This window comes from Amycolatopsis sp. NPDC051716, from assembly GCF_040681595.1.
In the GTDB taxonomy this organism is placed as follows: Bacteria; Actinomycetota; Actinomycetes; order Mycobacteriales; family Pseudonocardiaceae; genus Amycolatopsis.
This window is the reverse complement of the sequence record NZ_JBFAZA010000004.1, coordinates 34,435-55,771: the sequence shown is the minus strand read 5'-3', so window position 1 is coordinate 55,771 and position 21,337 is coordinate 34,435. Positions and strand designations below refer to the sequence as shown.

The window sequence follows — 21,337 nt, the reverse complement described above, 5'->3', positions numbered from 1 at the left end:
GTGGTTATATACCGGGACAGGCAACCCACGGGAGGACGCGTGTCCGGACGAGCGAAGCTGCAGACCGACGGCGAGCGCCCGGCGCTCCGGCTGGAGCGCCGCCTGAAGCACCCACCCGAGAAGGTCTGGCACACCATCACCGACCCGGCGGAGCTCGAGCACTGGTTCCCCGCGAAGGTCGACGTGGAACTGCGCGCCGGCGGCGCGATCCGGTTCACCTTCCCCGGCCAGGACGACCCGATGACCGGGCGGGTCGTCACCGCCGACCCGCCGCGCGAGTTCACCTTCGTGTGGAACGACGACACCCTGCGCTGGCTGATCTCCCCCGACGGCGACGGCAGCCTCTTGGAGTTCACCCACACCTTCGGCCGTGGCGACCCGGCGATCGCGAAGCTCGCCGCGGGCCGCACCGCCGCCGGCTGGGACACCTGCCTCGACGCGCTCGCCGCCCGCCTGGCCGGCCAGGACTTCGCGCAACCGCAGGAGTGGCACGCGCGGATGGCGTCCTATGTGGAGGAATTCGGCCTCGACGACGGCGAAGTCCTCGACGACGGCACGATCCGCTTCCGCCGCGACCTCGTCTGGAAACCGGTGGACGAGGTCCGGGCCCTGCTGCCGGACGAACCTGGCTGGCACGTGCTCCAAGACCCCGGCGAAGGCACCCGGGTCGAGTTCACCGAAGCGGCCGACGACGACGTCCCGGCGCAGCTGGCCCGGCGCCACGAGCAACTGGACAAGCTGTTCGCCGCCACCCACGGCGTCACCTTGCCGGACTGGCCGCCCGAGCGCGTCGAAGCCGTGAAGAAGCATTACGCGGAGCATCCGACCCAAGGTTGACGCGCGGGCCGGAGGTCCGCATTACGGTCGGTTCATGCGCATTCGCGTCGTTCTGGACGTGCTGGCCGTCCTGGTGCTGATCCTGGGGGCCGGCGGCAACCTCGCCGCCGGCGCCTGGACGCTGCCGCTGTGGCTGCCCGCCTGGCTCGGCTGGACCATCCTCGTGGGGAGCGTCGTGCCGATCCTGCTGCGGCGCTGGTGGCCGCGGCCCGCCTACATCCTGTCGCTGGTGATGACCGCGGCGGCGGTGCCGATCGGCGGGCCGGTGCTGGCGATCGCCGTCGTGGCGGCGGGCTGCGCGCTGTACACCTTCGTGGTGGCCCATGGCACCCGGGCGACCCGGGTCGGGTTCGCGGCCGGGCTGGTCGGCGTCGGCGTGATCGGCGTCGTGGTGCCGAACCCGAGCTCGGCGACGACGGTGAACTTCGGCGCGTCGGCGCTGATCGTCGGGTTCGCGCTCGGCATCGCCGTCCACGGCCGCCGCGAGCACGCCGCGATCGAGCGGGAAACCCATGCCCAGCAAGCGGTTTCGGCGGAACGGCTGCGGATCGCGCGGGAGATGCACGACGTCGTCGCGCACAGCATGAGCCTGATCGCGGTGAAGGCGGCGGTCGGCAACCACGTCGCCCTCGAACAGCCCGACCAGGCCCGAGACGCCCTGCGCGTCATCGAAGAGACCAGCCGCGAGACCCTGGCCGAGCTACGGCGCGTGCTCGGCGTGCTGCGCGACGGTACCGGCGTCCCGGCGCTGGCGCCCGCGCCGTCGCTCGACGACCTGCGGGCGCTCGCCGAACGCGCGCAGCAGGCGGGCCCCGCCGTCGACCTGGTCGTCGACGGCCTCACCGAGCTGCCGGGCGGGGTCGGCCAGTCGGTGTACCGGATCGTGCAGGAGGCACTGACCAATGTGGTCAAGCACGCGGGCGCGGCGAAGTGCCGGATCCACGTCACCGGCGGCGACGGCGAGGTGGCGATCGAAGTGCTCGACGACGGCCGCGGCGGCGACGCCGTCCCCGGCCACGGGCTGATCGGGATGCGCGAACGCGTCGCGGTCTACGCGGGGGAATTCTCCGCGGCGCCCGGCGAAACCGGCTTCCGCGTCTTCGCGCGGCTGCCCTACGAAGCACCGGTGACGGCCCGATGACCCGCGTCCTGATCGCCGACGACCAGGCCTTGCTGCGCGGGAGCTTCCGGGTGCTGGTCGACAGCGCGCCGGGCCTCGAAGTCGTCGGCGAGGCCTCCGACGGCGCCGAGGCGGTGGCCCTGACCCGCGTCGAGCGGCCGGACGTCGTGCTCATGGACGTCCGGATGCCGGAGATGGACGGCATCGAGGCGACCCGCCGGATCTGCGCGGAAACCGACGTCCGGGTGCTGATGCTGACGACGTTCGACCTGGACGAGTACGTCTATTCGGCGCTGCGCGCGGGCGCGAGCGGTTTCCTCCTCAAGGACACCCGCCCGGCGGACCTCCTGGCGGCGATCGACGTCGTGGCGTCCGGCAACGCCCTGCTGGCGCCGTCGGTGACGCGGCGCCTGGTGGCGGAGTTCGCCCGGCTGCCGTCGGGCCCGGTGACCCGGCTGGACGGCGTGACGGCCCGCGAGCAGGAGGTGCTGTCGCTGATCGCCCGCGGCCTGTCGAACGACGAGATCGCGGCGCGCCTGCACCTGGGCATCGCGACGGTGAAGACGCACATCGGCCGCCTGCTGCACAAGCTCGCGGCCCGCGACCGGGCGCAGCTGGTGATCGCGGCGTACGAATCCGGGCTGGTCCGGCCGACGGCGTCCTGAGTAGGGTGGAGCGGCCGATCACGAGGGGGAATGCGATGAGCACCGAACGTCGCGAGCCGGGCGAGGACGAGCTCCTCCCGCCGCCGCTCCTGCCGTCGGACGAGGACTGGGAGCAGGCGACGCATCCGGGCTGGGGCAACCAGGGCGGCGTCCCCGATCACGGCCCGTACCAGCCGATGCGCGAGCTCGACTCGGAGGACGGACCCCCGCCCCGCCGCGGTGGGCCGACCGGCTGAGCCGTCGTGATCCCCCAGACCCTGGGCGCGCTCGCCGGGTTCCTGGCCCTCGTGGCGCCGGGCATCGTGTTCGAGCTGCGCCGCGAACGCCGCCGCGGCCGCCACCAGGAGACGGCGTTCCGCGAGGCTTCCCGCGTCGCCCTCGGCAGTCTCGTTTTCACGCTGGTCTCCGTGCTGCTCATGACGGCGGTGCAGGCCGCCGGCGCCCGGTTGTTCGTCAGCCCGGTGGGCTGGCTGACCCGCGGCGAGGCCTACGCGCGCGAGCACCTGACGCTCATCGTCGTCAGCGTCGCCGTCGAGCTGGCCTTGGCGTGCGCGCTCGCGACGGGGTTCGAAGCGTTCTTCGCCCGCCGACGCGGCGAAGCGGCCACGGTCCGGCAGGGCTCGGCGTGGGCCCAGGCGTTGCGCACGGACCGGCCCGGGGGAAGCCGCGCGTGGGCGCACGCGCAGCTGGAGAACGGCACGTCGTTCTACGGGTACGTCCGCTCGTACACGCCGACGGGTCCGCCGGCCGACCGCGAACTCGTCCTCGAAGGTGAGGCCCTGACCTGCGAGAACGACGCGGGAACGAAGGTCATCGGCGAGGACTGGCGGCGGGTGGTCATCCCGGGCTCGAAGATCACCTACCTGCGCGTGACGTACCTGGACGCGGCGACCGGCGAACCCCTCACCCCACCGCCCGGGTGAACGGGGCGAACCGCATCGACGGATCACCGGGCAGCGGACGGCCGTCCAGGACCAGCCGCGGCGCCGGGACGCCCGGGACCAGCCCGCGTTCGCGGATCCACGTCGTCAGGCCGGGGAACCGGTGGTCCGGGTCCACCCGCACCTCGCCCGGCACCGACCGCGCCACCCCGCGGATCAGCCGCCGCGCCTGCTCCTCGGTCGCCGCGACGACCGGGCCGATCACCGTCACGTGGCCGATGTCCGTCCCGAACGCGAAGCCGCCGTCGACCACGAAAGGCGTCCCCAGCCGTTCCAGCAGCGGCCGCCGGTCGACACCCTGAGCCGCGAGGTCCAGCGCGAAGACGTCGGACAGCGAACCGGGCGAAGCACCCGGGCCGCCGTCGTCGGCGAACGTCCCGGTGTGGCCCTGGCAACCGCCGTCGGCGACGAACCCCATCGATTCGTACAACGGCCGCCCGAACTTCGACGCGTGCAGCCAGACGACCCGGTCCCCCGCCGCCGCGACGGCGTGCGCGGTGATCGCGCGCCCCCGGCCCCGCCGCTCGTAGCGAGGTGCGACCAGGACCATCGAGATCGACGCCACCGAGCCGAACGGCACCAGGACGGCGGCCGCCGCCAGGCCGGCGCCGTCCGGGGCGGCCACTCCGAACACCCGGCCGACCTCGTGCAGCAGCCGCCACTTCGGTGGTTCCCGCGGCCACGAGCGGGACTCGGCCAGGTCGGAGCAGGCGGGCAGGTCGGCGGCGGCGAGGGTCCGGATCTCCATGGACGTTGCCTACGCCACACGCCAAGTGACCGACAAGTAGTTAAGCTCCCGTGGCATGAGCAGTGCGACGGAGCCGCTCGGGACGCCGCCCGAGGATGAACCGGACATCCACACCACGGCCGGCAAGCTGGCCGACCTCTACCGCCGGTACGACGAGGCGGTGCACGCCGGTTCGGCCCGTGCGGTGGAGAAGCAGCACGCCAAGGGCAAGAAGACCGCGCGCGAGCGGATCGAGCTGCTGCTCGACGAGAACTCGTTCGTCGAGCTCGACGAGCTGGCCCGGCACCGCTCGACCAACTTCGGCCAGGAGAAGAACCGGCCCTACGGCGACGGCGTCGTCACCGGCTACGGCACCGTCGACGGCCGTCCGGTGTGCGTGTTCAGCCAGGACGTCACCGTCTTCGGCGGCAGCCTCGGCGAGGTCTACGGCGAGAAGATCGTCAAGGTGATGGACCTGGCGATCAAGACCGGGCGCCCGATCGTCGGCATCAACGAGGGCGGCGGCGCGCGCATCCAGGAGGGTGTCGTCTCGCTCGGCCTCTACGGCGAGATCTTCCGCCGCAACGTGCAGGCCTCCGGCGTCATCCCGCAGATTTCGCTGATCATGGGCGCGAACGCGGGCGGGCACGTCTACTCCCCCGCGCTGACCGACTTCGTCGTGATGGTCGACGAGACCTCGCAGATGTTCATCACCGGCCCGGACGTCGTCAAGACGGTCACCGGCGAGGACGTCACCTTCGAGGAGCTCGGCGGCGGCCGCACCCACAACACGAAGTCCGGCGTCGCGCACTACCTCGGTTCCGACGACGAAGACGCCATCGCCTACGTCAAGGAACTGCTCTCCTACCTGCCGCAGAACAACCTGTCGGACGCGCCGGTGTTCGAGTCGCCGGACAGCCCGGCCGGGTTCTTCGACGACGTCACCGACGCCGACCGCGAGCTCGACACGATCATCCCGGACTCGCCGAACACCCCGTACGACATGCACGAGGTGATCACCCGGGTCGTCGACGACGGCGACTTCCTCGAGGTCCACGAGCTGTTCGCGCCGAACATCATCGTCGGTTTCGGCCGCGTCGACGGCCAGAGCGTCGGCGTGGTGGCGAACCAGCCGACGCAGTTCGCCGGCTGCCTCGACATCGACGCGTCCGAGAAGGCCGCCCGGTTCGTCCGCACCTGCGACGCGTTCAACATCCCGGTGCTCACCTTCGTCGACGTCCCGGGCTTCCTCCCGGGCACCGAGCAGGAGTGGAACGGCATCATCCGCCGCGGCGCGAAGCTGATCTACGCCTACGCGGAGGCCACCGTCCCGCTGGTCACGATCATCACGCGCAAGGCCTACGGCGGCGCGTACGACGTCATGGGGTCGAAGCACCTCGGCGCGGACATCAACCTGGCCTGGCCGACCGCGCAGGTCGCGGTGATGGGTGCCCAGGGCGCGGCGAACATCGTGCACCGCAAGACCCTGGCCAACGCGGCCAACGAGGGCCGCGACGTGGATCAGCTCCGCGCCGAGCTGATCCAGGAGTACGAGGACACGCTGCTGAACCCGTACGCGGCGGCGGAGCGGGGGTACGTCGACTCGGTGATCGTGCCGGCGCACACCCGCGGCCACGTCGCGCGGGCGCTGGCGCTGCTGCGGAACAAGCGGGAATCGCTGCCGCCCAAGAAGCACGGGAACATCCCGCTGTGAGCGAGGAAAAGAAGCCCCTCCTGCGGGTGGTCCACGGAAACCCGAGCGACGCCGAGCTGGCGGCGCTGACGGCGATCGTCGCCGCGGCTTCGGCCGCGAAGGCGCCGGAGAAGCCGAAACCGCGTTCGTCGTGGTGGGGCGATCACGCTGCTTCACTGCGTCGGCCGCTTCACCCCGGCGAAGGTGCTTGGCGCGCCTCGGGTCTGCCTCAGGCCTGAAGGGCGTCGAGGAAGACCGTCGGGGCTTGGTTTTCCCGGACGATCGTGCCCAGCAGCGCCGCGAGCCGGTCGCGGTCCGGGGTGCCCAGGCTCGCGGCCAGCTCGTCGACGCGGCGGCACGTCGCCGCGTAGAAGTCCTCCGCGAGGTCGTGGCCTTCCCCGGTCAGGACGACGTGCACGGCCCGGCGGTCGTCCGGGTCGGGTTCGCGGCGGACCAGCCCGCGCTTGACCGCCCGGTCGACCAGGCCGGTGAGGCTGGACTTTTCGAGGCCGAGCGTCGCGCCCAGGTCGCCCATCCCGTACGGCCGGCCCATCAGCACGCACAGCAGCTGCCCCTGCTGCACGGTGAGCCCGTACTCGCGGGCGGACTCGGCGTAGACGGCGTTCACCAGGAACGACGCCCGCACGAGCCCGGCCACCACGCCGATGTCCGCCCCGCTCTTCCCCATCCGGTCAGCCTACTTCGCGACGGCCTCACGCACGGCGGGCACGATCTCGCCGGCCCACCGCGCGACGGCGACCTCGTCAGGAGTGCTGCCGCCGGGCCCGAAGAGCACGAACCCGGCGGCGCCGTACTCCAGCACCGCGCCGGTCAGCTCCTCGACCCACTGCGCGGGCGAGCCGCCGATCCAGCGGCCGTCCTCGGTGCGGGTCTTCGCGAGCGGTTCCGCCGTGATGCGCCCGGGGAAGTTGTAGACGGTGGCGATCTCGGCCGGGTCCCGGCCGGCGTCCACGGCGGCCTCGTCGATCACCGGACGCGAGGTGCGGTAGCGCTCGCTGAGCCAGTCGGCGGCACGCCCGGGCATCCACCCGTCGGCCACCCGCCCGGTGACGGCGAGCGACTTCGGCCCCACCGACCCGGTCCACACCGGCGGCATCGGTTCCGCGGCCGGCTCCAGGGCCGTGACCTGGTAGAACTCGCCGTCGAAGGTGACCGGCTCGCCGCCCCCGCCCAGCAGCTTCACGAGCCGGATGCCCTCTTCGAAGGCGCGCACGGCCTGCCCCGGCGTCAGCTTGGTGAAGCCGAGCCGCGCGATGTCGTCCCACAGCCCGCCGACACCCATCCCGAGCACGATCCGGCCCCCGGTCAGCGCGGACAGCGAGGTGATCGTGCGAGCGAGCATCGCCGCGGGCCGCGTGGGCAGATTGGTGACGCTGACCAGGCCGGAGACCCGTTCGGTCTTTCCCAGCAGGACACCGAGTTCGGCGTACGAGTCGAGCCGGTCGGCGTAGTAGGGGTGATCGGAGACGGTGATGAGATCGAGCCCGCCACGGTCGGCTTGGACGGCCAGCTTCAGGGTGTCGGGGACGGCGGTGACCGCGGTGGACACGCCGATTCCGAAGTGCACCATGATTCCTCCCAGTTAGTTCGTACTACGAACATAGCATACATAGTTCTTAGTACGAACTACCTTCGCCGGACGGTCCGCGCCCGCCGGAGTCTCGACCCCGGCGGAAAATCAGTCGAACAGCCGGCGATCCCTTGCTACCTTGGGTTTCGCCCGGTGCGACGGGGAAGGTTACTTCCGGTATCCCTTGGTTCGAATCCAAAACCGGCCGCCTCACGGTGGCCGGTCGACACCTTCGCCGACCGAGACCTCGGGCACCCAACTTCATCCGCACTCCCGGTGCGTCACCGATCTCGGGAGCCACGGCCACATCGATGCCCGGTGCGCAGGCGAGGGTTACTTCCTCTTAATGGGCAGGTCGGGGGTTCGAATCCCTCCCGGACCACACGGTCCGGTAGCTCAGCGGCAGAGCAGCTGTGCACCTTCACCGACTTCGATCTCGGGCATCGCTGTGGCCGTGGCTCCCTCCGCAAGAGGGGGAAGAAATGAGCAAGTTCAACACCGCACGAGCACCCGCCGCGACCTCACCGGTCCGCGGCGAGGCCACGCCGTCCACCGTCACGCACGAGGGTGGCGCCGGCTACGCGCGGGACTCCAAGTCCGAGCTCTTCCTGCTCGCCGTCACCAACATGGTCGGCGAGCACACCTTCTACGAGTCCGCGGACACGCGCGACACGCGCTACGCCGAGCTCATCCGGAAGGCCACTTTGGACGATCCACAGTGGACCGCCCGGTTCCTGCGCTGGCTGCGCTCCGGCGCGAACCTGCGCACGGCGTCGCTCGTCGGTGCCGCCGAGTTCGCCAAGGCGCGGCGGGACGCCGGCCTCGACGGCCTGAGCCGTCAGGTCGTCGCCGAGGTGCTGCAGCGGGCCGACGAGCCCGGTGAGCTGCTCGCGTACTGGACTTCCGTGCACGGCCGCGCCGTGCCGAAGCCCGTCAAGCGCGGGATCGCCGATGCCGCGGCGCGGCTGTACGACGAGCGGGCCTTCCTCAAGTGGGACTCCGCCGCGCGCGCGTTCCGGTTCGCCGACGTCCTGGAGCTGACGCACCCGGCAGGCGGGGGCGAGCTGTTCAAGCACATCCTCGACGAGCGGCACGCCCGCGGCAACGCGATCCCGGACTCCCTCACCACTCTGCGCGCCCGCGCGGAGCTCATGAGCTGGGACGTCGGCGACCGCCGGAAGCTCTTCGACCGGCCGGATGCCGCGGACGTGCTGCGTGCGGCGGGCATGACGTGGGAGTCCGTCGCCGGATGGCTGCAGGGTCCCCTGGACGCGCGCGTCTGGGAGGCGCTGATCCCGTCGATGGGTTACATGGCCCAGTTGCGGAACCTCCGCAACTTCGACGAGGCCGGCGTCTCGGACACCGTCGCGCGGCAGGTCGCCGGGCGGCTCGCCGATCCGGCGCAGGTCGCGAAGTCGCGGCAGCTGCCGATGCGGTTCCTGTCGGCCTACCGCGCGGCGCCGTCGCTGCGGTGGGCGTGGGCGCTGGAGCGGGCGATCGCGCACGCGCTGGCGAACGTGCCGGAGCTGGCCGGACGGACGCTCGTCCTCGTCGACACGTCGGCGTCGATGAACAGCGGTTTCGGCAAGGACGGCAGCCTCATGCGCTGGGACGCGGCCGCGGTGTTCGGCCTGGCGCTCGCACGGCGCTGCGCGAAGGCCGAGGTCGTCTCGTTCTCGGACGGCTACTGGGGCCGGGGCACCAAGGTGTTCAAGCTGCGCCGGGGCGGCTCGCTGCTGAGCGACGTCGAGCGCTGGAAGTCCGGCGGGTACTTCATCGGCGGCGGCACCGACACGGCGGGCGCGGTGAAGAAGCACTTCGCGAACCACGACCGCGTCGTGATCCTCACCGACGAGCAGGCCTCGTACGGCGACGTCGGGCGGGCGCTGCCCGCGCGCGTGCCGCTGTACACGTGGAACCTCGCCGGCTACCGGGCCGGTCACGCACCGTCCGGCAGCGGGCACCGGCACACGTTCGGCGGCCTGACCGACCAGGGTTTCCGGATGATCCCGCTGCTCGAGCGGGGTCAGCGCGCGGACTGGCCGTTCTGAGAGACGCCGTGAAGGCCCCCATGACGAGAGCATGGGGGCCTTCACGCTGTGTACGGACCGTCACAGGAATGACCGTGGACCCGCCGCTAGCCCACGTCGTATAGTCCACGTGGAATAAACGACCTGGAGGAATCAACCATGGCCTCGCCCAAGCTGACCCCGCTCGGCATCGCCGTGCTGGAGCTGCTCCACGAGAGGCCGATGCACCCGTACGAGATGGCCACGCTCATGCGCGAGCGGTACGTCGACACGCGGGTCAACCTGAAGGCAGGCTCGCTCTACCACACCGTGGAACGCCTGCACCGCAGCGGTTTCATCGAGATCGTCGACACGCAGCGGGACGGCCGGCGACCCGAACGGACGGTCTACGGCATGACGCGGACCGGGCTGGACGAGTTCAACCAGCGCGGCCGCGAACTGCTCGGTGACCTCGCCGAGGAGTTTCCCGCCTTCCTGTCCGGGCTCGCCGTGATCGACGAACTGGGTAAGGAAAGCTCGTTGATCGAGCTCGAACACCGGATCACGCGGTTGCGCGCCGCGGTGGCCGCCGACGAGGCGGTGCTGCAGCGGCTGGCCGAAGACGGGACGCCGCCGGTCTACTGGCTGGACTGGCGCTACCAGTGCGACCACCGGAAGTTCGAGCTCGGGTGGACCGAGCGGCTCCACGACGACCTGCGGTCCGGGCGGATCCCGTTCCAGGACGACGGACAACCCAAGCTCACGCTCATCACCGAGGAAGACGACGATGAACGCAAGACAAGCTAACCCGTGGGCCGCGCTGGGCGCGCTGTGCCTCGGCTTCTTCATGATCCTGCTCGACACGACGATCGTGTCGATCGCGATCCCGACCATGCTGCGCGAGCTGGGCGCCGGGCTGAACTCGATCGTCTGGGTGATCAGCGTCTACCTGCTCACCTACGCCGTGCCGATGCTGTTCACCAGCCGGCTCGGTGACCGCTTCGGCCCGAAGCGCGTGTTCCTCGCCGGCCTGCTCGTGTTCACCGGCGCGTCGCTGTGGTGCGGCCTGTCCGGCAACGTCGAGATGCTCATCGCCGCGCGGGCCGTGCAGGGGCTCGGCGCCGCGCTGATGACGCCGCAGACGCTGGCGTTCATCACGCACCTGTTCCCGCCGGCCAAGCGCGGCCCGGCAATGGGCATGTGGGGCGGCGTCGCCGGGCTGGCGACGATCGCGGGCCCGCTGCTCGGCGGCGTGCTGGTCGACCACTTCGGCTGGGAGTGGATCTTCTTCGTCAACGTGCCGATCGGCGCGATCGCCGTCGTGCTCACCCTCGTCCTGGTACCGGACTGGCAGCCGAAGCACTCGCACTCGTTCGACCTGCTGGGGATCGTGCTCTCGAGTGCCGCACTGCTCTGCATCGTGTTCGGCGTCCAGAACGGCCAGCAGTACGACTGGGGCACGGTCTTCGGCGGGATCACCGTCTTCGAGATCATCGCCGCCGGCGTGCTGCTGCTGATCGCGTTCGTGGTGTGGCAGCGCTTCAACAAAAAGGAGCCGCTGCTGCCGCTGCGAGTGTTCTCGAACCGGAACTTCTCGGCCGGGACGCTGACCGCGTCGACCGTCGGCTTCGCGATGACCGGCATGTTCCTGCCGCTCGTCATCTACATCCAGTCGGTGCTCGGGCTGAGCCCGACCATGGGCGGCCTGCTCACCGCGCCGATGTCGCTGCTGTCCGGGATCATCGCGCCGTTCGTCGGGCGTGCCTCGGACAAGGTCAACGGCAAGTACCTGGTGATGTTCGGCCTGGCGGCGCTCGCGGCCGGGCTCGGGATCATCGCGCTGCAGGCGACGCCGGACAGCAACCCTTGGACGTTCGTCCCGGCGCTGCTGGTGTGCGGGCTCGGCATCGGCTGCATCTTCTCGCCGATGAGCAACCTGACGATGGGCTCGGTCGAGCCGCGGCTCGCCGGGACCGCGTCCGGCATCTTCAACACCGCGCGCCAGGTGGGTGGCGTGCTCGGCAGTGCGGCGATCGGCGTGCTGCTGCAGGCGCGGATCAGCGCGTCCATCGCGGACGAGGCCACGAAGGCGGCTTCGCAGCTGCCGGAGCAGTACCGGGCGCCGTTCACCGAGGGGATCGCGCACGCGGCGGCGAGCACCGGGGAGTTCGGCTCGGCCGGCGGCCCGTCCCCGATGCCGGGCCTGCCCGCCGAGATCGCCGCGCAGGCGGGGAAGCTGGCGACCGAGGCGGTCCACAGTGGACTGACCGACGCGGCCCGGGTGACGATGCTGCTGCCGATGGGCGTGCTCCTGCTCGGGGTGATCTCGGCGGCGGTGATGCAGCGGGTCAAGCCGCGCTGGGAGTCCCCGGCGCCGGCGCCCGAAGCGGCCGCGGCCTGAACCGGGCAGGCCCCCGGATCCGGGTGTCGGGACCGGATCGGGGGCCTGCACGGACCGCGGGAGCGGTGGCTAGCGGCGACGGCTGTAGGACAGGCCGAACCCGTACGGGAACAGGCCCTGCTTGCCGTCACCGGCGTTGATCGGTTCCTGCGAAGAGCTCTTCGGCCAGGTGAAGCTCAGCTTGCCGGTAGGGTTGTAGTCGCCGTAGAGCACGTCGGCGACGCCGGCGCCTTCCGAGCCCGGCAGCCAGGCCGCCACCAGTCCCTTCATCGACGGCAGCTGTGCCGCGAGGTCCAGCGGCCGCCCGGAGACGGTGACCACGACCAGTGGCACGCCCGAGGCCTTCAGCTTGCCGATCAGGGCGACGTCTTCGGCGTCGAGAGCGAGGCCGCCGGGCCGGTCTCCCTGCCCTTCGGCGTACGGCGTTTCGCCCACCACGGCGACCGCGACCTTGTAGCCGGAGTTGATTCCGCCACCCGCACGGTCATACGTCACCACCGTGTCTTTCCCGGCACCGGCCTTGATGCCGTCGAGGATCGTCGTGCCCGGGATGACCCGCTCGCCGCTCTGGCCCTGCCAGGTCAGCGTCCAGCCGCCCGCCTGGTTGCCCAGGTCGTTCGCGTTCTTCCCGGCCACGAAGATCTTGTTGTTCGTCTTGGCCAGCGGCAGCACGCCGTCGTTCTTCAGCAGCACCTGCGACTCGCGAGCCGCCTGCCGCGCCAGTGCGTGGTGCGCCGCGCTGCCGAAGTCCTGCTGCAGCGAGCGATCGGTGTACGGGTGCTCGAACAGGCCGAGCTCGAACTTCTTCGTGAGGATCCGCCGGTTGGCGTCGTCGATGCGGGACATCGGGACGTGTCCATTGAGGACTTCGGACTTCAGCGTGCCGACGAACTTCAGGTAGTCGCTGGGGACCATGACCATGTCGATCCCGGCGTTGACCGCCTGCTTGACCTCGGACGCGGTGAAGCCGGTCTGGCCGTCGATCTGGTCGATGCCGTTCCAGTCCGACACCACGAAGCCGGAGAAGCCCAGCTCGCCCTTGAGCAGATCGGTGATCAGGAACTTGTTGCCGTGGTCCTTGACGCCGTTCCAGCTGTTGAAGCTGATCATCACCGAGCCGACGCCGTGGGCGATCGCGGCCTGGAACGGCGGCAGGTGGATCTTCCGCAGCTCGTCGAGGGTGATCTGGGTGTTGCCCTGGTCGACACCGCCGGTGGTGCCGCCGTCGCCCACGAAGTGCTTGGCCGTGGCCAGGATCGACGCCGGGGCAGCGAGCGAGCTGCCCTGCAGGCCCTCGATGACCACGGAGTTCGTCACAGCGTTGGCGGGGACTTCGCCGAAGGACTCGTAGGTCCGGCCCCAGCGGTCGTCGCGGGCGACGCACAGGCACGGCGCGAAGCCCCACTTGACGCCGGTGGCGGCGGTTTCCTGGGCGGTGACGGCGCCGATCTGCCGGACCAGCGCCGGGTCGTTCGCGGCTCCCAGGCCGATGTTGTGCGGGAAGATCGTGGCGCCGGAGGCGTTGTTGTGGCCGTGCACGGCGTCGGAGCCGTAGACGATCGGAATGCCGAGCCCGGTCGACGTCGCCGCCCGCTGGTAGGCGTCGATCATGTCCGCCCACGCCTGCGGGGTGTTCGGCGTCGGTGTCGAACCGCCGCCGGAGAGGATGGACCCGAGCCGGGCGGCGGCGGCCTGTGCGGGCGTCGCCGAGCCCCGCTCGCCCTGCGTCATCTGCCCGACCTTGTCGTCTAGCGTCATCCGCCCCATCAGATCCGTGACGCGGTCGGCCACCGAGACGCGCGGGTTCTTGTAGAGCGGCGCCGCGAACGCGGGCGTCGCCGGGACGAGAGCCGCGCTCACGAGGAGCAGACCGGCGAGAACAGTGGTTCGCAGCGATCTCGTGGTGCGGAGGAGCGGCATGTGGTCTCTCCGTGACGATCCGTCGATCGATAAGTTGCGAGCCACAACAAAATAACTCTACCGGAGAGTGACGCCGGTCACAATTCGGTCACGGCCGCCTGGTCCAGTAAGTTTCAGTCGTGCAGTTCGTCCTCGCCTCCCAGTCCCCCGCCCGGCTCGCCCTCCTGCGGTCCGCGGGCCTCGATCCCGCCGTGTTCGTCTCCGGCGTCGACGAGGACGCGGTCGCCGCTTCCCTGCCCGATCCGTCCCCTTCCGAGCTGGTCGCGGCCCTCGCCGCGGCCAAGGCCGAAGCGGTCATCGACCAGGTCGCCGCGGCGCACCCGGACGCCGTCGTCGTCGCCTGCGATTCGATGCTTTCGATCCACGGTCAGATGGTCGGCAAGCCGGGCTCACCGGACGTTGCCCGCGGCCGCTGGGCCGCGATGGCGGGTACATCCGGTGAACTCCTCACCGGCCACGCGGTCGTCCGGCTCGACGGCGGGACGCGCGCGAAGGAGACCGCGGGCTGGGAATCGACCACCGTCCGGTTCGGCACGCCGAGCGAGCACGAGATCGACGCCTACGTCGCCAGCGGCGAGCCGCTCAACGTCGCCGGCGGCTTCACGATCGACGGCCTGGGCGGCTGGTTCGTCGAAGGGCTCGACGGCGGCCACACGAGCGTCATCGGCATCAGCCTGCCGCTGACGCGCCGGTTGCTGGCCGAGGTCGGCGTGAGTGTCGTGGATCTCTGGCGGCCTCCCGCATCCTGAGAAGGGCGCCACACCAACGGGTGATCCGGAAGAGTCCGCTCTTGCCTAACGTTCTCCTCACGAGGCAAGACGAGAAACTTTCGAGCACCGGAGTCGCCCCGTGTCTTTCGTACGGACATACACCAAGCCGCGGGTGTTCGCGGCCGCGGTTCTCGGCTCGCTCGTCGTCGGCGCCCTGCTGGGCGTCGTCGCGCGGCAGACCGAGGCCGGCTGGCTGACCGATCTCCTCGACCAGATCGGCACCATCTTCACCACGCTGCTGCAGATCGCGGTGATCCCGCTGGTCTTCACGGCGATCGTGGTCGGCATCAACAGCCTCCGGGGCCTCGGCGGCGGCCGCACCGCCGCCCGCCTCGGCGGCAAGACCGTGCTGTGGTTCGCGATCACGTCGTTCGTCGCGTCGCTGATCGGCATCGCGATCGGCCGGATCTTCAACCCCGGCGCGGGCGGGCTCGGCGGCGTCACGGCGACCGCGAAGAACGCCGACAAGGCAGCGAAGAGCGTCGACCACTGGGGCTCGTGGGACGCGTTCGTGCAGGGATTGCTGCCGGAGAACTTCGTGAAAGCGTTCTCCGACGGCGAGACGCTGCAGGTGCTGTTCCTCGCGCTGGTCATCGGCGCGGCGGCCTACAGCCTCGGTGACAAGGCGAAGCCGTTCGTGGACTTCACGACGAGCGTGTTCGAGATCATCCAGCGCTACCTCGGCTGGATCGTCCGGCTCGCCCCGATCGGCATCATCGGCCTGATCGGCGCGGCGGTGTCGAACTACGGCGACGCGCTCTTCCGGCCGCTGTTCTCCACCACGCTCGCGGTGTACGTCGGCTGCCTGCTCGTGCTGTTCGTCGTCTACCCGATCCTGCTGCAGTTCGTGGCGAAGGTCAGCCCGCTGAAGTTCTTCGCGAAGGCCGGCACGGCGATCCAGTTCGCGTTCGCCTCCCAGTCTTCGGCCGCGACGCTGCCGCTGACCCGCCAGTCCGCGGTGAACCTCGGCGTCCAGCCGGCGTACGCGGCCTTCGCGACCCCGCTCGGCAGCGCGACCAAGATGGACGGCTGCGCGGCCGTGTTCCCGGCGATCGCGGCGATCTTCGTCGCCAACCTGGCCGGGGTGTCGCTGAACTTCTGGCAGTACGTGGGCATCGTTGTGGTGGCCGTGGTCGGCGCACTGGCGACCGCCGGGACCACGGGCTGGCTGACGGCCTTCACCCTGACGACGTCCTTCATCGGCCTGGACGCCAAGCAGGTGGCGCTGGGCCTGGCACTGATCTACTCCGTCAACCCGATCATGGACATGATGCGCACGGCGACGAACGTGGCCGGCCAGATCGTGGTGCCGACGATCGTGGCGCGCGGCGAAGGCCTCCTCGACGACAAGGTCCTCAACGCCCCGACGGACAACCCGCAGCACACCGACGACGGCTCGACGGCCCGCCACACGGAACCCGCCCCCGCCTGACGCAGGAGTCCGCGAAGGCCGTCTCGAGTGTTCGAGGCGGCCTTCACGGCGTTTCAGGACGGGCAGGTGCGGAGGTCGGCGTGGGTCAGGCGGATGTCCGGCCAGCCACGCAGGTCCGACGGCGACGTCACCCGCCGCGTGCAGCCCACCGACCGGCCCGCCAGGTCGTACACCTCGCCCAGCACCGGCGCCCCCGTGCACTTCGGGGTGCCGGCCGCGGAGTCCGGGCAGTCGTGGCGGACCACGATCACGTCCGGGCTGGCGTCGGCCGTGACGTCGTAGAGCGAAAGCGTCCCGGCGTCCGCGTAGAACGGCTTGCCCGGGTCGCGCCACACTCCCCCGCTGCCGACGAGCAGCTCGCCGTACGCGGCCGTCCCGTCGTCGCCGACGTCGCCGCGGACCAGGCACGCCGGGGCCGGGCCGTCGATGCAGCGCAGCGAATTCTGGTCAAGCCGCACACCCAGCTGCGCGATCGACAGCTCGAACACCGTGCCCGGCTCGGGTCCGACGCGCAGGCGGGCCGAACCGCCCGCGGTGTCGGTCAGCAGCACCACCGGGGTGCCCCCGACCGTCACCGCCGCGAGCTGGCGGCACGGACCGCCGCCGCAGGTCACCACGGGCTTCACCGGTGCGGCGGCGGGTTCGGCCAGCCCGGGGCCCGTCTCGGGCCGCGGCCGCAGCAGGAACACCGCGCCGATCGCGCCGACGGTGACCACCGCGGCCAGCACCGCGGTGAGCAGCGCCGACCGGGGCGTCCGCGCTGCCGTAGTCCGCATAAGACAGAGCGTAAGCCGCTTCGCGACTGTGCGTCGGAAGCGCCCCGTCGCGATGTGACTGAATCCCCCGGGGGTGCAACCCCCGTACCCCGCCCGGGGGGCTCCGCCCCCACGGACCCCCCAAAGCGTGAGTGCCCGACGGGGTCACGCGTAGCGGAAAGTGTCCGTCTATGTTGTCCGGGTGACGAACCCGAACCTGCCCCCCGCCCTTTACCTGCCGACCGGCCCGGCCAGCGCCGAGACCGAAGGCGCGTCGATCGAGCTGCGCCGCACGCCGGACGGCCGCACCGCGCTGGTCGCCTTCACCGCGCTGGACCGGCTGATCGACTGCTGCGGCGAGCACCAGCCGTGGGCGCTGGTGAACACCGAACACCTGGCGAAGGTGCACGCCGCGAACCCGTACGACGTGATCGTGCTCGACTCGCCGCTGCCGCAGGAGCTCCGCCACCACGTCTGAGCGTGGTTCACCTCTCACTCAAGAGACTCCCGACCGCATATCCGTAGACTTCCCTGATGCCGCGTGGGCGGTCAGCAATGCAGCTGTCGGACGCAGGAGGTGCGGGGTGGCCGAGCAGGTCGGCGAATCCACGGGCGGTCCGGTGACCAAGATCCTGGTCGCCAACCGTGGCGAAATCGCGGTACGCGTCATCAGAGCCGCGAAGGACGCTGGCCTGGCCAGTGTCGCGGTGTACGCCGATCCGGACCGCGACGCGCCACACGTCCGGCTGGCCGACGAAGCCTTCGCGCTCGGCGGCACCACGGCGGCCGAGAGCTACCTCAACTTCGACAAGCTCTTGGAAGCCGCCAAGCGCTCGGGCGCCGATTCGGTGCACCCGGGTTACGGCTTCCTCTCCGAAAACGCGGACTTCGCCCAGGCCGTCCTCGACGCCGGGCTGACCTGGATCGGGCCGAGCCCGCAGGCCATCCGCGACCTCGGCGACAAGGTCACCGCCCGCCACATCGCCACGCGCGCGGGCGCGCCGCTGGTGCCGGGCACGAAGGAGCCGGCCAAGGACGCCGCCGAGATCGTCGCGTTCGCCGACGAGCACGGCCTGCCGGTGGCCATCAAGGCCGCGTTCGGCGGTGGCGGCCGCGGCCTGAAGGTCGCGCGCACCCGCGAAGAGATCCCCGAGCTGTTCGAGTCGGCCACGCGCGAGGCGGTCGCCGCGTTCGGCCGCGGCGAGTGCTTCGTCGAGCGGTACCTGGACAAGCCGCGGCACGTCGAGGCGCAGGTGCTGGCCGACATGCACGGCAACGCGATCGTCGTCGGCACCCGCGACTGCTCACTGCAGCGCCGGCACCAAAAGCTCGTCGAGGAGGCGCCCGCGCCGTACCTGAGCGACGAGCAGCGCAAGCGCATCCACGAATCCGCGAAGGCGATCTGCAAGGAAGCCGGGTACTACGGCGCCGGCACGGTCGAGTACCTCGTCGCCACCGACGGCACGATCTCCTTCCTCGAGGTCAACACGCGGCTGCAGGTCGAGCACCCGGTGTCGGAGGAGACGACCGGGCTCGACCTGGTGCGCGAGATGTTCCGGATCGCACGCGGCGAGAAGCTGCGGATCACCGAGGACCCCGAGCCGCGCGGCCACTCGATCGAGTTCCGCATCAACGGCGAGGACGCCGGCCGCGGCTTCCTGCCCGCGCCGGGCACGGTGACGAAGTTCGTCGCGCCGAGCGGCCCGGGCGTGCGCGTCGACTCCGGCGTCGAAGCCGGCAGCGTCGTCGGCGGGCAGTTCGACTCGATGCTGGCCAAGCTGATCGTCACCGGCTCGGACCGGAACAACGCCCTGGAGCGCAGCCGCCGCGCGCTCGACGAGATGGTCGTCGAAGGCATGGCGACGGTCCTGCCGTTCGACCGCGTGATCGTGAACGACCCGGCCTTCATCGGCGACGAGAACGGCTTCAGCGTCCACACGCGCTGGATCGAGACGGAGTTCGACAACAAGATCGAGCCGTTCGTGGCGCCGGACGTCGAAGCCGCCGAAGAGGAACCGCGGCAGAACGTCGTGGTCGAGGTCGGCGGCCGGCGGCTCGAAGTGTCGCTGCCGGGCGGGTTCGCGCTCGAAGGCGGCGGCGGGGGCGGCACCGGGGTCAAGGCGAAGCCGCGCAAGCGCGCCGGCGGCGGCAAGGCCGCGGTGAGCGGCGACGCCGTCACCGCGCCGATGCAGGGCACGATCGTGAAGGTGGCCGTCGAAGAGGGCCAGAGCGTCGAAGCCGGTGAGCTGATCGTCGTCCTCGAGGCGATGAAGATGGAGAACCCGGTCACCGCACACAAAGCGGGCACCGTCACCGGGCTCTCGGTCGAGGTCGGCGCCGCCGTGACGCAGGGCACGCAGCTTCTCGAGCTCAAGTAGCGCGGTTCGTTACGGATGTCGTGGTGGGCCGCCCCCGGGGCGGCCTACCATCGACTACGTGACCGAAGTCCCCTCTCCGCAGCTGCGGATCAGCGACCAGAACCGTGAGTCCGCGCTGTCCGCGCTCGGGGAGCACATGAGCGCGGGCCGGATCGACATCGACGAGTACGGCGAACGCTCGGCCCGGATCACCGCGGCCAAGACGCGCGGCGAGCTCGCCGAGATCTTCGCGGACCTGCCGGCCCCGCACCCGAGGTACGACGGCGTTCCCCAGGCCGTCGCCGCTCCTGGGCCCGCCACGGAGACCGCGCCCGCGCCGCAGCGCCCGGGGTCACCCGAGAACTGGTCACCACCACAGCGGTTCCTCGCCGCGATCGTGCCGTTGACCTGGATCGTCGCGATCGCGCTGATCGCCGCCGTCAGCGGAGCCCTGTGGCCGGTCATCTTCGTGCCGATCGGGCTCACCGTCTTCGGCAAGTCCATGTGGGGCCACGACTGGAACCCGAACCACGACCGCCACGACCGGGACCGGCGGCGCGAGCTGCGCGACTCCCACCGTGATCGCCGGCGCGAGCTGGGCCGCTGATCCCGCCGTGGGTGACATGCGGTTGAGCGACGAGGAACGCCAGGACGCCCTGGACGTCCTCGAAGAACACGTCCGCACCGGCCGGCTCGACATCGACGAGTACGGGACCAGGTCCGCGAAGGTCACGGCGGCGAGGCGGGTCAGCGAACTCGTGCCGCTCTTCGACGACCTCCCGTCGCCGCGCCCGAGCGCGTTGCTGAACGGGGTTTCCGCGCCCGGAGTTCCGGTTCTTTCGTCGGAGGACAGCGCGCTGGCGCGGTTCCTGACGGCGGGCGCGGTGCCGATCGCGATCGTCCTGGCGATCGCGGTGCTGATCCTTTCCCGCGGGCGGCTGCTGATCATTTCGGTGGCGCTGCCGCTGGTCGTCGCGATGATCGCCGGGGCGCGCCGCCGCCGTTCCTGATTGCTCCCTTTGCCGGGCAACCTGCTCCCGCGTTCCGGCGTGGTGATCACGCAGGTCGGGGGAAAGGGAGGATCCATGAACAAGTTGTGGGCGCGATCGGGGGTGCTCGCCACCGTGGCGATCGCCGTCGCGGCCTTGGCGGCGGGACCGGCGCAGGCCGAGATCCCCAAACTGGGCTGGCAGCCGACGGTGCTGCCGTTGCCGGCCGGAGCCGACCCCGCGGGGCACGGCTACCTGACGGCTTCGAACGGCCGGGGCGAGTACACGGGGTCGTTCATCGTCAGCGACAAGCTGCAGGTCGTGAGCTGGCGCGGCGGCCGGCCGGTGCTGCGCGGTGTCCCGGACGGCTTCGAGTGGGCCATGGTCGCCGGCGAGGACCGGGCCGGCCGGATCTACGGCGAGGCACTGGACTACGACACGAACGAGGACCGGTCGTTCGTCCTCGACGCCACCGGTTTCCACCTGTGGACGCCACCACCGGGCTACCGCACCTTCGCGGTGCACGCGGTGAACCGGCGCGGTGACGCACTCGGCACGCTGACCACCACCGGCGACCCGGCGCGGTACCTGCCGGCCGTCTGGCCCGCCGGGGCCGCGACGCCGACGGTGCTGGACTGGCCGGCCGGAACGGACAGCGTGGTCGACATCGACGACGACGGCGCGATCCTGTTCGGCGGGTTCGCGCGCGACATCGTGTGGAAGGACGGGGTGAGCCGGCCGCTGGCCGACCTCCCCGGCTTCACCAACCCGCACGGTTCGGCGATCCGCCACGGTGTCGTGGTCGGATTCGCGTCGAACAGCAACGCGGAGCAGGCCATCCGCTGGACGACACCGGAGCAGGCGACCCCGCTGCCCGGTGGCGAGTACGCGATCGACGTGAACGCGGGCGGCCTGACGGCCGGGCTGGCCTCGGTCCCGGGCTCGTACCACGGCAAGTCTCCGGTGTGGCACGGCACGACACCGGCCGGCGAACTGAAGCAGCCGGGCACCTACCGGGGCTACCAGGCGGGCCACGTCAGCGACGACGGAACGTTCGCGGGCTGGGCGTCGAACGGCTCGCTCGACGAGGGCGGGGTGCCGGTGATCTGGCGCTTCACCCCGTGAGCCCG

Annotated in this window: 22 protein-coding genes; 17 read left to right on the top strand and 5 right to left on the bottom strand. The window is 71.0% G+C overall.

Going from position 1 to position 21,337, the window contains the following annotated elements; genetic code table 11:
• Positions 1 to 39: 39 nt before the first annotated feature.
• Genes AB0M30_RS06315 through AB0M30_RS06295 form a run of 5 tightly spaced genes read left to right on the top strand, consistent with a single transcriptional unit; the run spans position 40 to position 3,545 of the window.
• On the top strand, positions 40 to 837 hold the full coding sequence (locus tag AB0M30_RS06315; protein ID WP_364580624.1) for an SRPBCC family protein: 798 nt from the start codon (positions 40 to 42) through the stop codon (positions 835 to 837).
• A gap of 34 nt (positions 838 to 871) precedes the next feature.
• Entirely contained in the window at positions 872 to 1,978 is a 1,107-nt protein-coding gene (locus AB0M30_RS06310; protein ID WP_364580622.1) for a sensor histidine kinase, read from the top strand.
• Positions 1,975 to 2,622 carry a response regulator transcription factor gene (locus AB0M30_RS06305; protein ID WP_103341033.1) on the top strand — a complete coding sequence of 216 codons (648 nt, stop codon included), beginning with the start codon at positions 1,975 to 1,977 and terminating at the stop codon, positions 2,620 to 2,622. Before AB0M30_RS06310 ends, AB0M30_RS06305 begins: the two co-directional genes overlap by 4 nt.
• A gap of 35 nt (positions 2,623 to 2,657) precedes the next feature.
• Positions 2,658 to 2,858: a hypothetical protein gene (locus AB0M30_RS06300; RefSeq protein ID WP_364580620.1), complete on the top strand. Its 201-nt coding sequence runs from the start codon at positions 2,658 to 2,660 to the stop codon at positions 2,856 to 2,858.
• Between the two features lie 6 nt (positions 2,859 to 2,864).
• The gene (locus AB0M30_RS06295; RefSeq protein WP_364580618.1) at positions 2,865 to 3,545 is read left to right on the top strand and encodes a DUF6338 family protein; all 681 of its coding nucleotides are present in this window, start codon (positions 2,865 to 2,867) and stop codon (positions 3,543 to 3,545) included.
• Here the strand turns inward: AB0M30_RS06295 and AB0M30_RS06290 are convergent.
• Complete coding sequence (locus tag AB0M30_RS06290) at positions 3,526 to 4,311, bottom strand: GNAT family N-acetyltransferase (protein ID WP_364580617.1); 786 nt, start codon at positions 4,309 to 4,311, stop codon at positions 3,526 to 3,528. The two genes, AB0M30_RS06295 and AB0M30_RS06290, sit on opposite strands and share 20 nt — an antisense overlap.
• Before the next feature lie 55 nt (positions 4,312 to 4,366).
• Here AB0M30_RS06290 and AB0M30_RS06285 point away from each other — a divergent pair, with 55 nt between their 5' ends.
• Positions 4,367 to 6,004 (top strand): acyl-CoA carboxylase subunit beta, encoded by a 1,638-nt coding sequence (locus AB0M30_RS06285; protein ID WP_364580615.1) that lies wholly within the window; start codon positions 4,367 to 4,369, stop codon positions 6,002 to 6,004.
• Positions 6,001 to 6,222 carry an acyl-CoA carboxylase subunit epsilon gene (locus tag AB0M30_RS06280; RefSeq protein WP_364580613.1) on the top strand — a complete coding sequence of 74 codons (222 nt, stop codon included), beginning with the start codon at positions 6,001 to 6,003 and terminating at the stop codon, positions 6,220 to 6,222. Before AB0M30_RS06285 ends, AB0M30_RS06280 begins: the two co-directional genes overlap by 4 nt.
• On the opposite strand, the gene AB0M30_RS06275 is transcribed toward AB0M30_RS06280, so the two are convergent.
• On the bottom strand, positions 6,213 to 6,671 hold the full coding sequence (locus AB0M30_RS06275; RefSeq protein ID WP_364580611.1) for a MarR family transcriptional regulator: 459 nt from the start codon (positions 6,669 to 6,671) through the stop codon (positions 6,213 to 6,215). The genes AB0M30_RS06280 and AB0M30_RS06275 overlap by 10 nt on opposite strands.
• A 9-nt stretch (positions 6,672 to 6,680) precedes the next feature.
• Positions 6,681 to 7,574, bottom strand: coding sequence for an LLM class flavin-dependent oxidoreductase (locus AB0M30_RS06270; protein WP_364580609.1), 894 nt, complete (start codon positions 7,572 to 7,574; stop codon positions 6,681 to 6,683).
• 482 nt (positions 7,575 to 8,056) lie between these two features.
• Here AB0M30_RS06270 and AB0M30_RS06265 point away from each other — a divergent pair, with 482 nt between their 5' ends.
• The 3 genes from AB0M30_RS06265 (at position 8,057) to AB0M30_RS06255 (ending at position 11,984) form a co-directional block, all read left to right on the top strand.
• Positions 8,057 to 9,625: a TROVE domain-containing protein gene (locus AB0M30_RS06265; RefSeq protein WP_364580608.1), complete on the top strand. Its 1,569-nt coding sequence runs from the start codon at positions 8,057 to 8,059 to the stop codon at positions 9,623 to 9,625.
• A gap of 138 nt (positions 9,626 to 9,763) precedes the next feature.
• On the top strand, positions 9,764 to 10,390 hold the full coding sequence (locus AB0M30_RS06260; RefSeq protein WP_364580606.1) for a PadR family transcriptional regulator: 627 nt from the start codon (positions 9,764 to 9,766) through the stop codon (positions 10,388 to 10,390).
• A complete protein-coding gene (locus tag AB0M30_RS06255; protein WP_364580604.1) occupies positions 10,371 to 11,984 on the top strand; it encodes a DHA2 family efflux MFS transporter permease subunit in 1,614 nt (537 codons plus the stop codon). Before AB0M30_RS06260 ends, AB0M30_RS06255 begins: the two co-directional genes overlap by 20 nt.
• Positions 11,985 to 12,053: 69 nt before the next feature.
• Here AB0M30_RS06255 and AB0M30_RS06250 read toward each other — a convergent pair whose 3' ends face one another.
• Positions 12,054 to 13,904 (bottom strand): glycoside hydrolase family 3 N-terminal domain-containing protein, encoded by a 1,851-nt coding sequence (locus AB0M30_RS06250; protein WP_364580602.1) that lies wholly within the window; start codon positions 13,902 to 13,904, stop codon positions 12,054 to 12,056.
• Between the two features lie 119 nt (positions 13,905 to 14,023).
• On the opposite strand from AB0M30_RS06250, the gene AB0M30_RS06245 reads away from it, so the two are divergent.
• Together AB0M30_RS06245 and AB0M30_RS06240 are read left to right on the top strand one after the other, a co-directional pair.
• Positions 14,024 to 14,653 carry a Maf family nucleotide pyrophosphatase gene (locus tag AB0M30_RS06245; RefSeq protein ID WP_364580601.1) on the top strand — a complete coding sequence of 210 codons (630 nt, stop codon included), beginning with the start codon at positions 14,024 to 14,026 and terminating at the stop codon, positions 14,651 to 14,653.
• 100 nt (positions 14,654 to 14,753) lie between these two features.
• Positions 14,754 to 16,106 (top strand): dicarboxylate/amino acid:cation symporter, encoded by a 1,353-nt coding sequence (locus AB0M30_RS06240; protein ID WP_364580599.1) that lies wholly within the window; start codon positions 14,754 to 14,756, stop codon positions 16,104 to 16,106.
• 53 nt (positions 16,107 to 16,159) lie between these two features.
• Here AB0M30_RS06240 and AB0M30_RS06235 read toward each other — a convergent pair whose 3' ends face one another.
• Positions 16,160 to 16,882 (bottom strand): hypothetical protein, encoded by a 723-nt coding sequence (locus AB0M30_RS06235; RefSeq protein WP_364580597.1) that lies wholly within the window; start codon positions 16,880 to 16,882, stop codon positions 16,160 to 16,162.
• Positions 16,883 to 17,063: 181 nt separating this feature from the next.
• On the opposite strand from AB0M30_RS06235, the gene AB0M30_RS06230 reads away from it, so the two are divergent.
• The 5 genes from AB0M30_RS06230 (at position 17,064) to AB0M30_RS06210 (ending at position 21,332) form a co-directional block, all read left to right on the top strand.
• Positions 17,064 to 17,339: an SAV_915 family protein gene (locus tag AB0M30_RS06230; protein WP_199191507.1), complete on the top strand. Its 276-nt coding sequence runs from the start codon at positions 17,064 to 17,066 to the stop codon at positions 17,337 to 17,339.
• A gap of 106 nt (positions 17,340 to 17,445) precedes the next feature.
• On the top strand, positions 17,446 to 19,239 hold the full coding sequence (locus tag AB0M30_RS06225) for an acetyl/propionyl/methylcrotonyl-CoA carboxylase subunit alpha (RefSeq protein WP_364580595.1): 1,794 nt from the start codon (positions 17,446 to 17,448) through the stop codon (positions 19,237 to 19,239).
• A 58-nt stretch (positions 19,240 to 19,297) separates the two neighbouring features.
• Positions 19,298 to 19,825: a DUF1707 domain-containing protein gene (locus tag AB0M30_RS06220; protein WP_364580593.1), complete on the top strand. Its 528-nt coding sequence runs from the start codon at positions 19,298 to 19,300 to the stop codon at positions 19,823 to 19,825.
• A 7-nt stretch (positions 19,826 to 19,832) separates the two neighbouring features.
• A complete protein-coding gene (locus AB0M30_RS06215) occupies positions 19,833 to 20,228 on the top strand; it encodes a DUF1707 domain-containing protein (RefSeq protein WP_364580590.1) in 396 nt (131 codons plus the stop codon).
• Between the two features lie 75 nt (positions 20,229 to 20,303).
• Positions 20,304 to 21,332 carry a hypothetical protein gene (locus AB0M30_RS06210; RefSeq protein WP_364580587.1) on the top strand — a complete coding sequence of 343 codons (1,029 nt, stop codon included), beginning with the start codon at positions 20,304 to 20,306 and terminating at the stop codon, positions 21,330 to 21,332.
• The last annotated feature ends 5 nt before the right edge of the window (positions 21,333 to 21,337 follow it).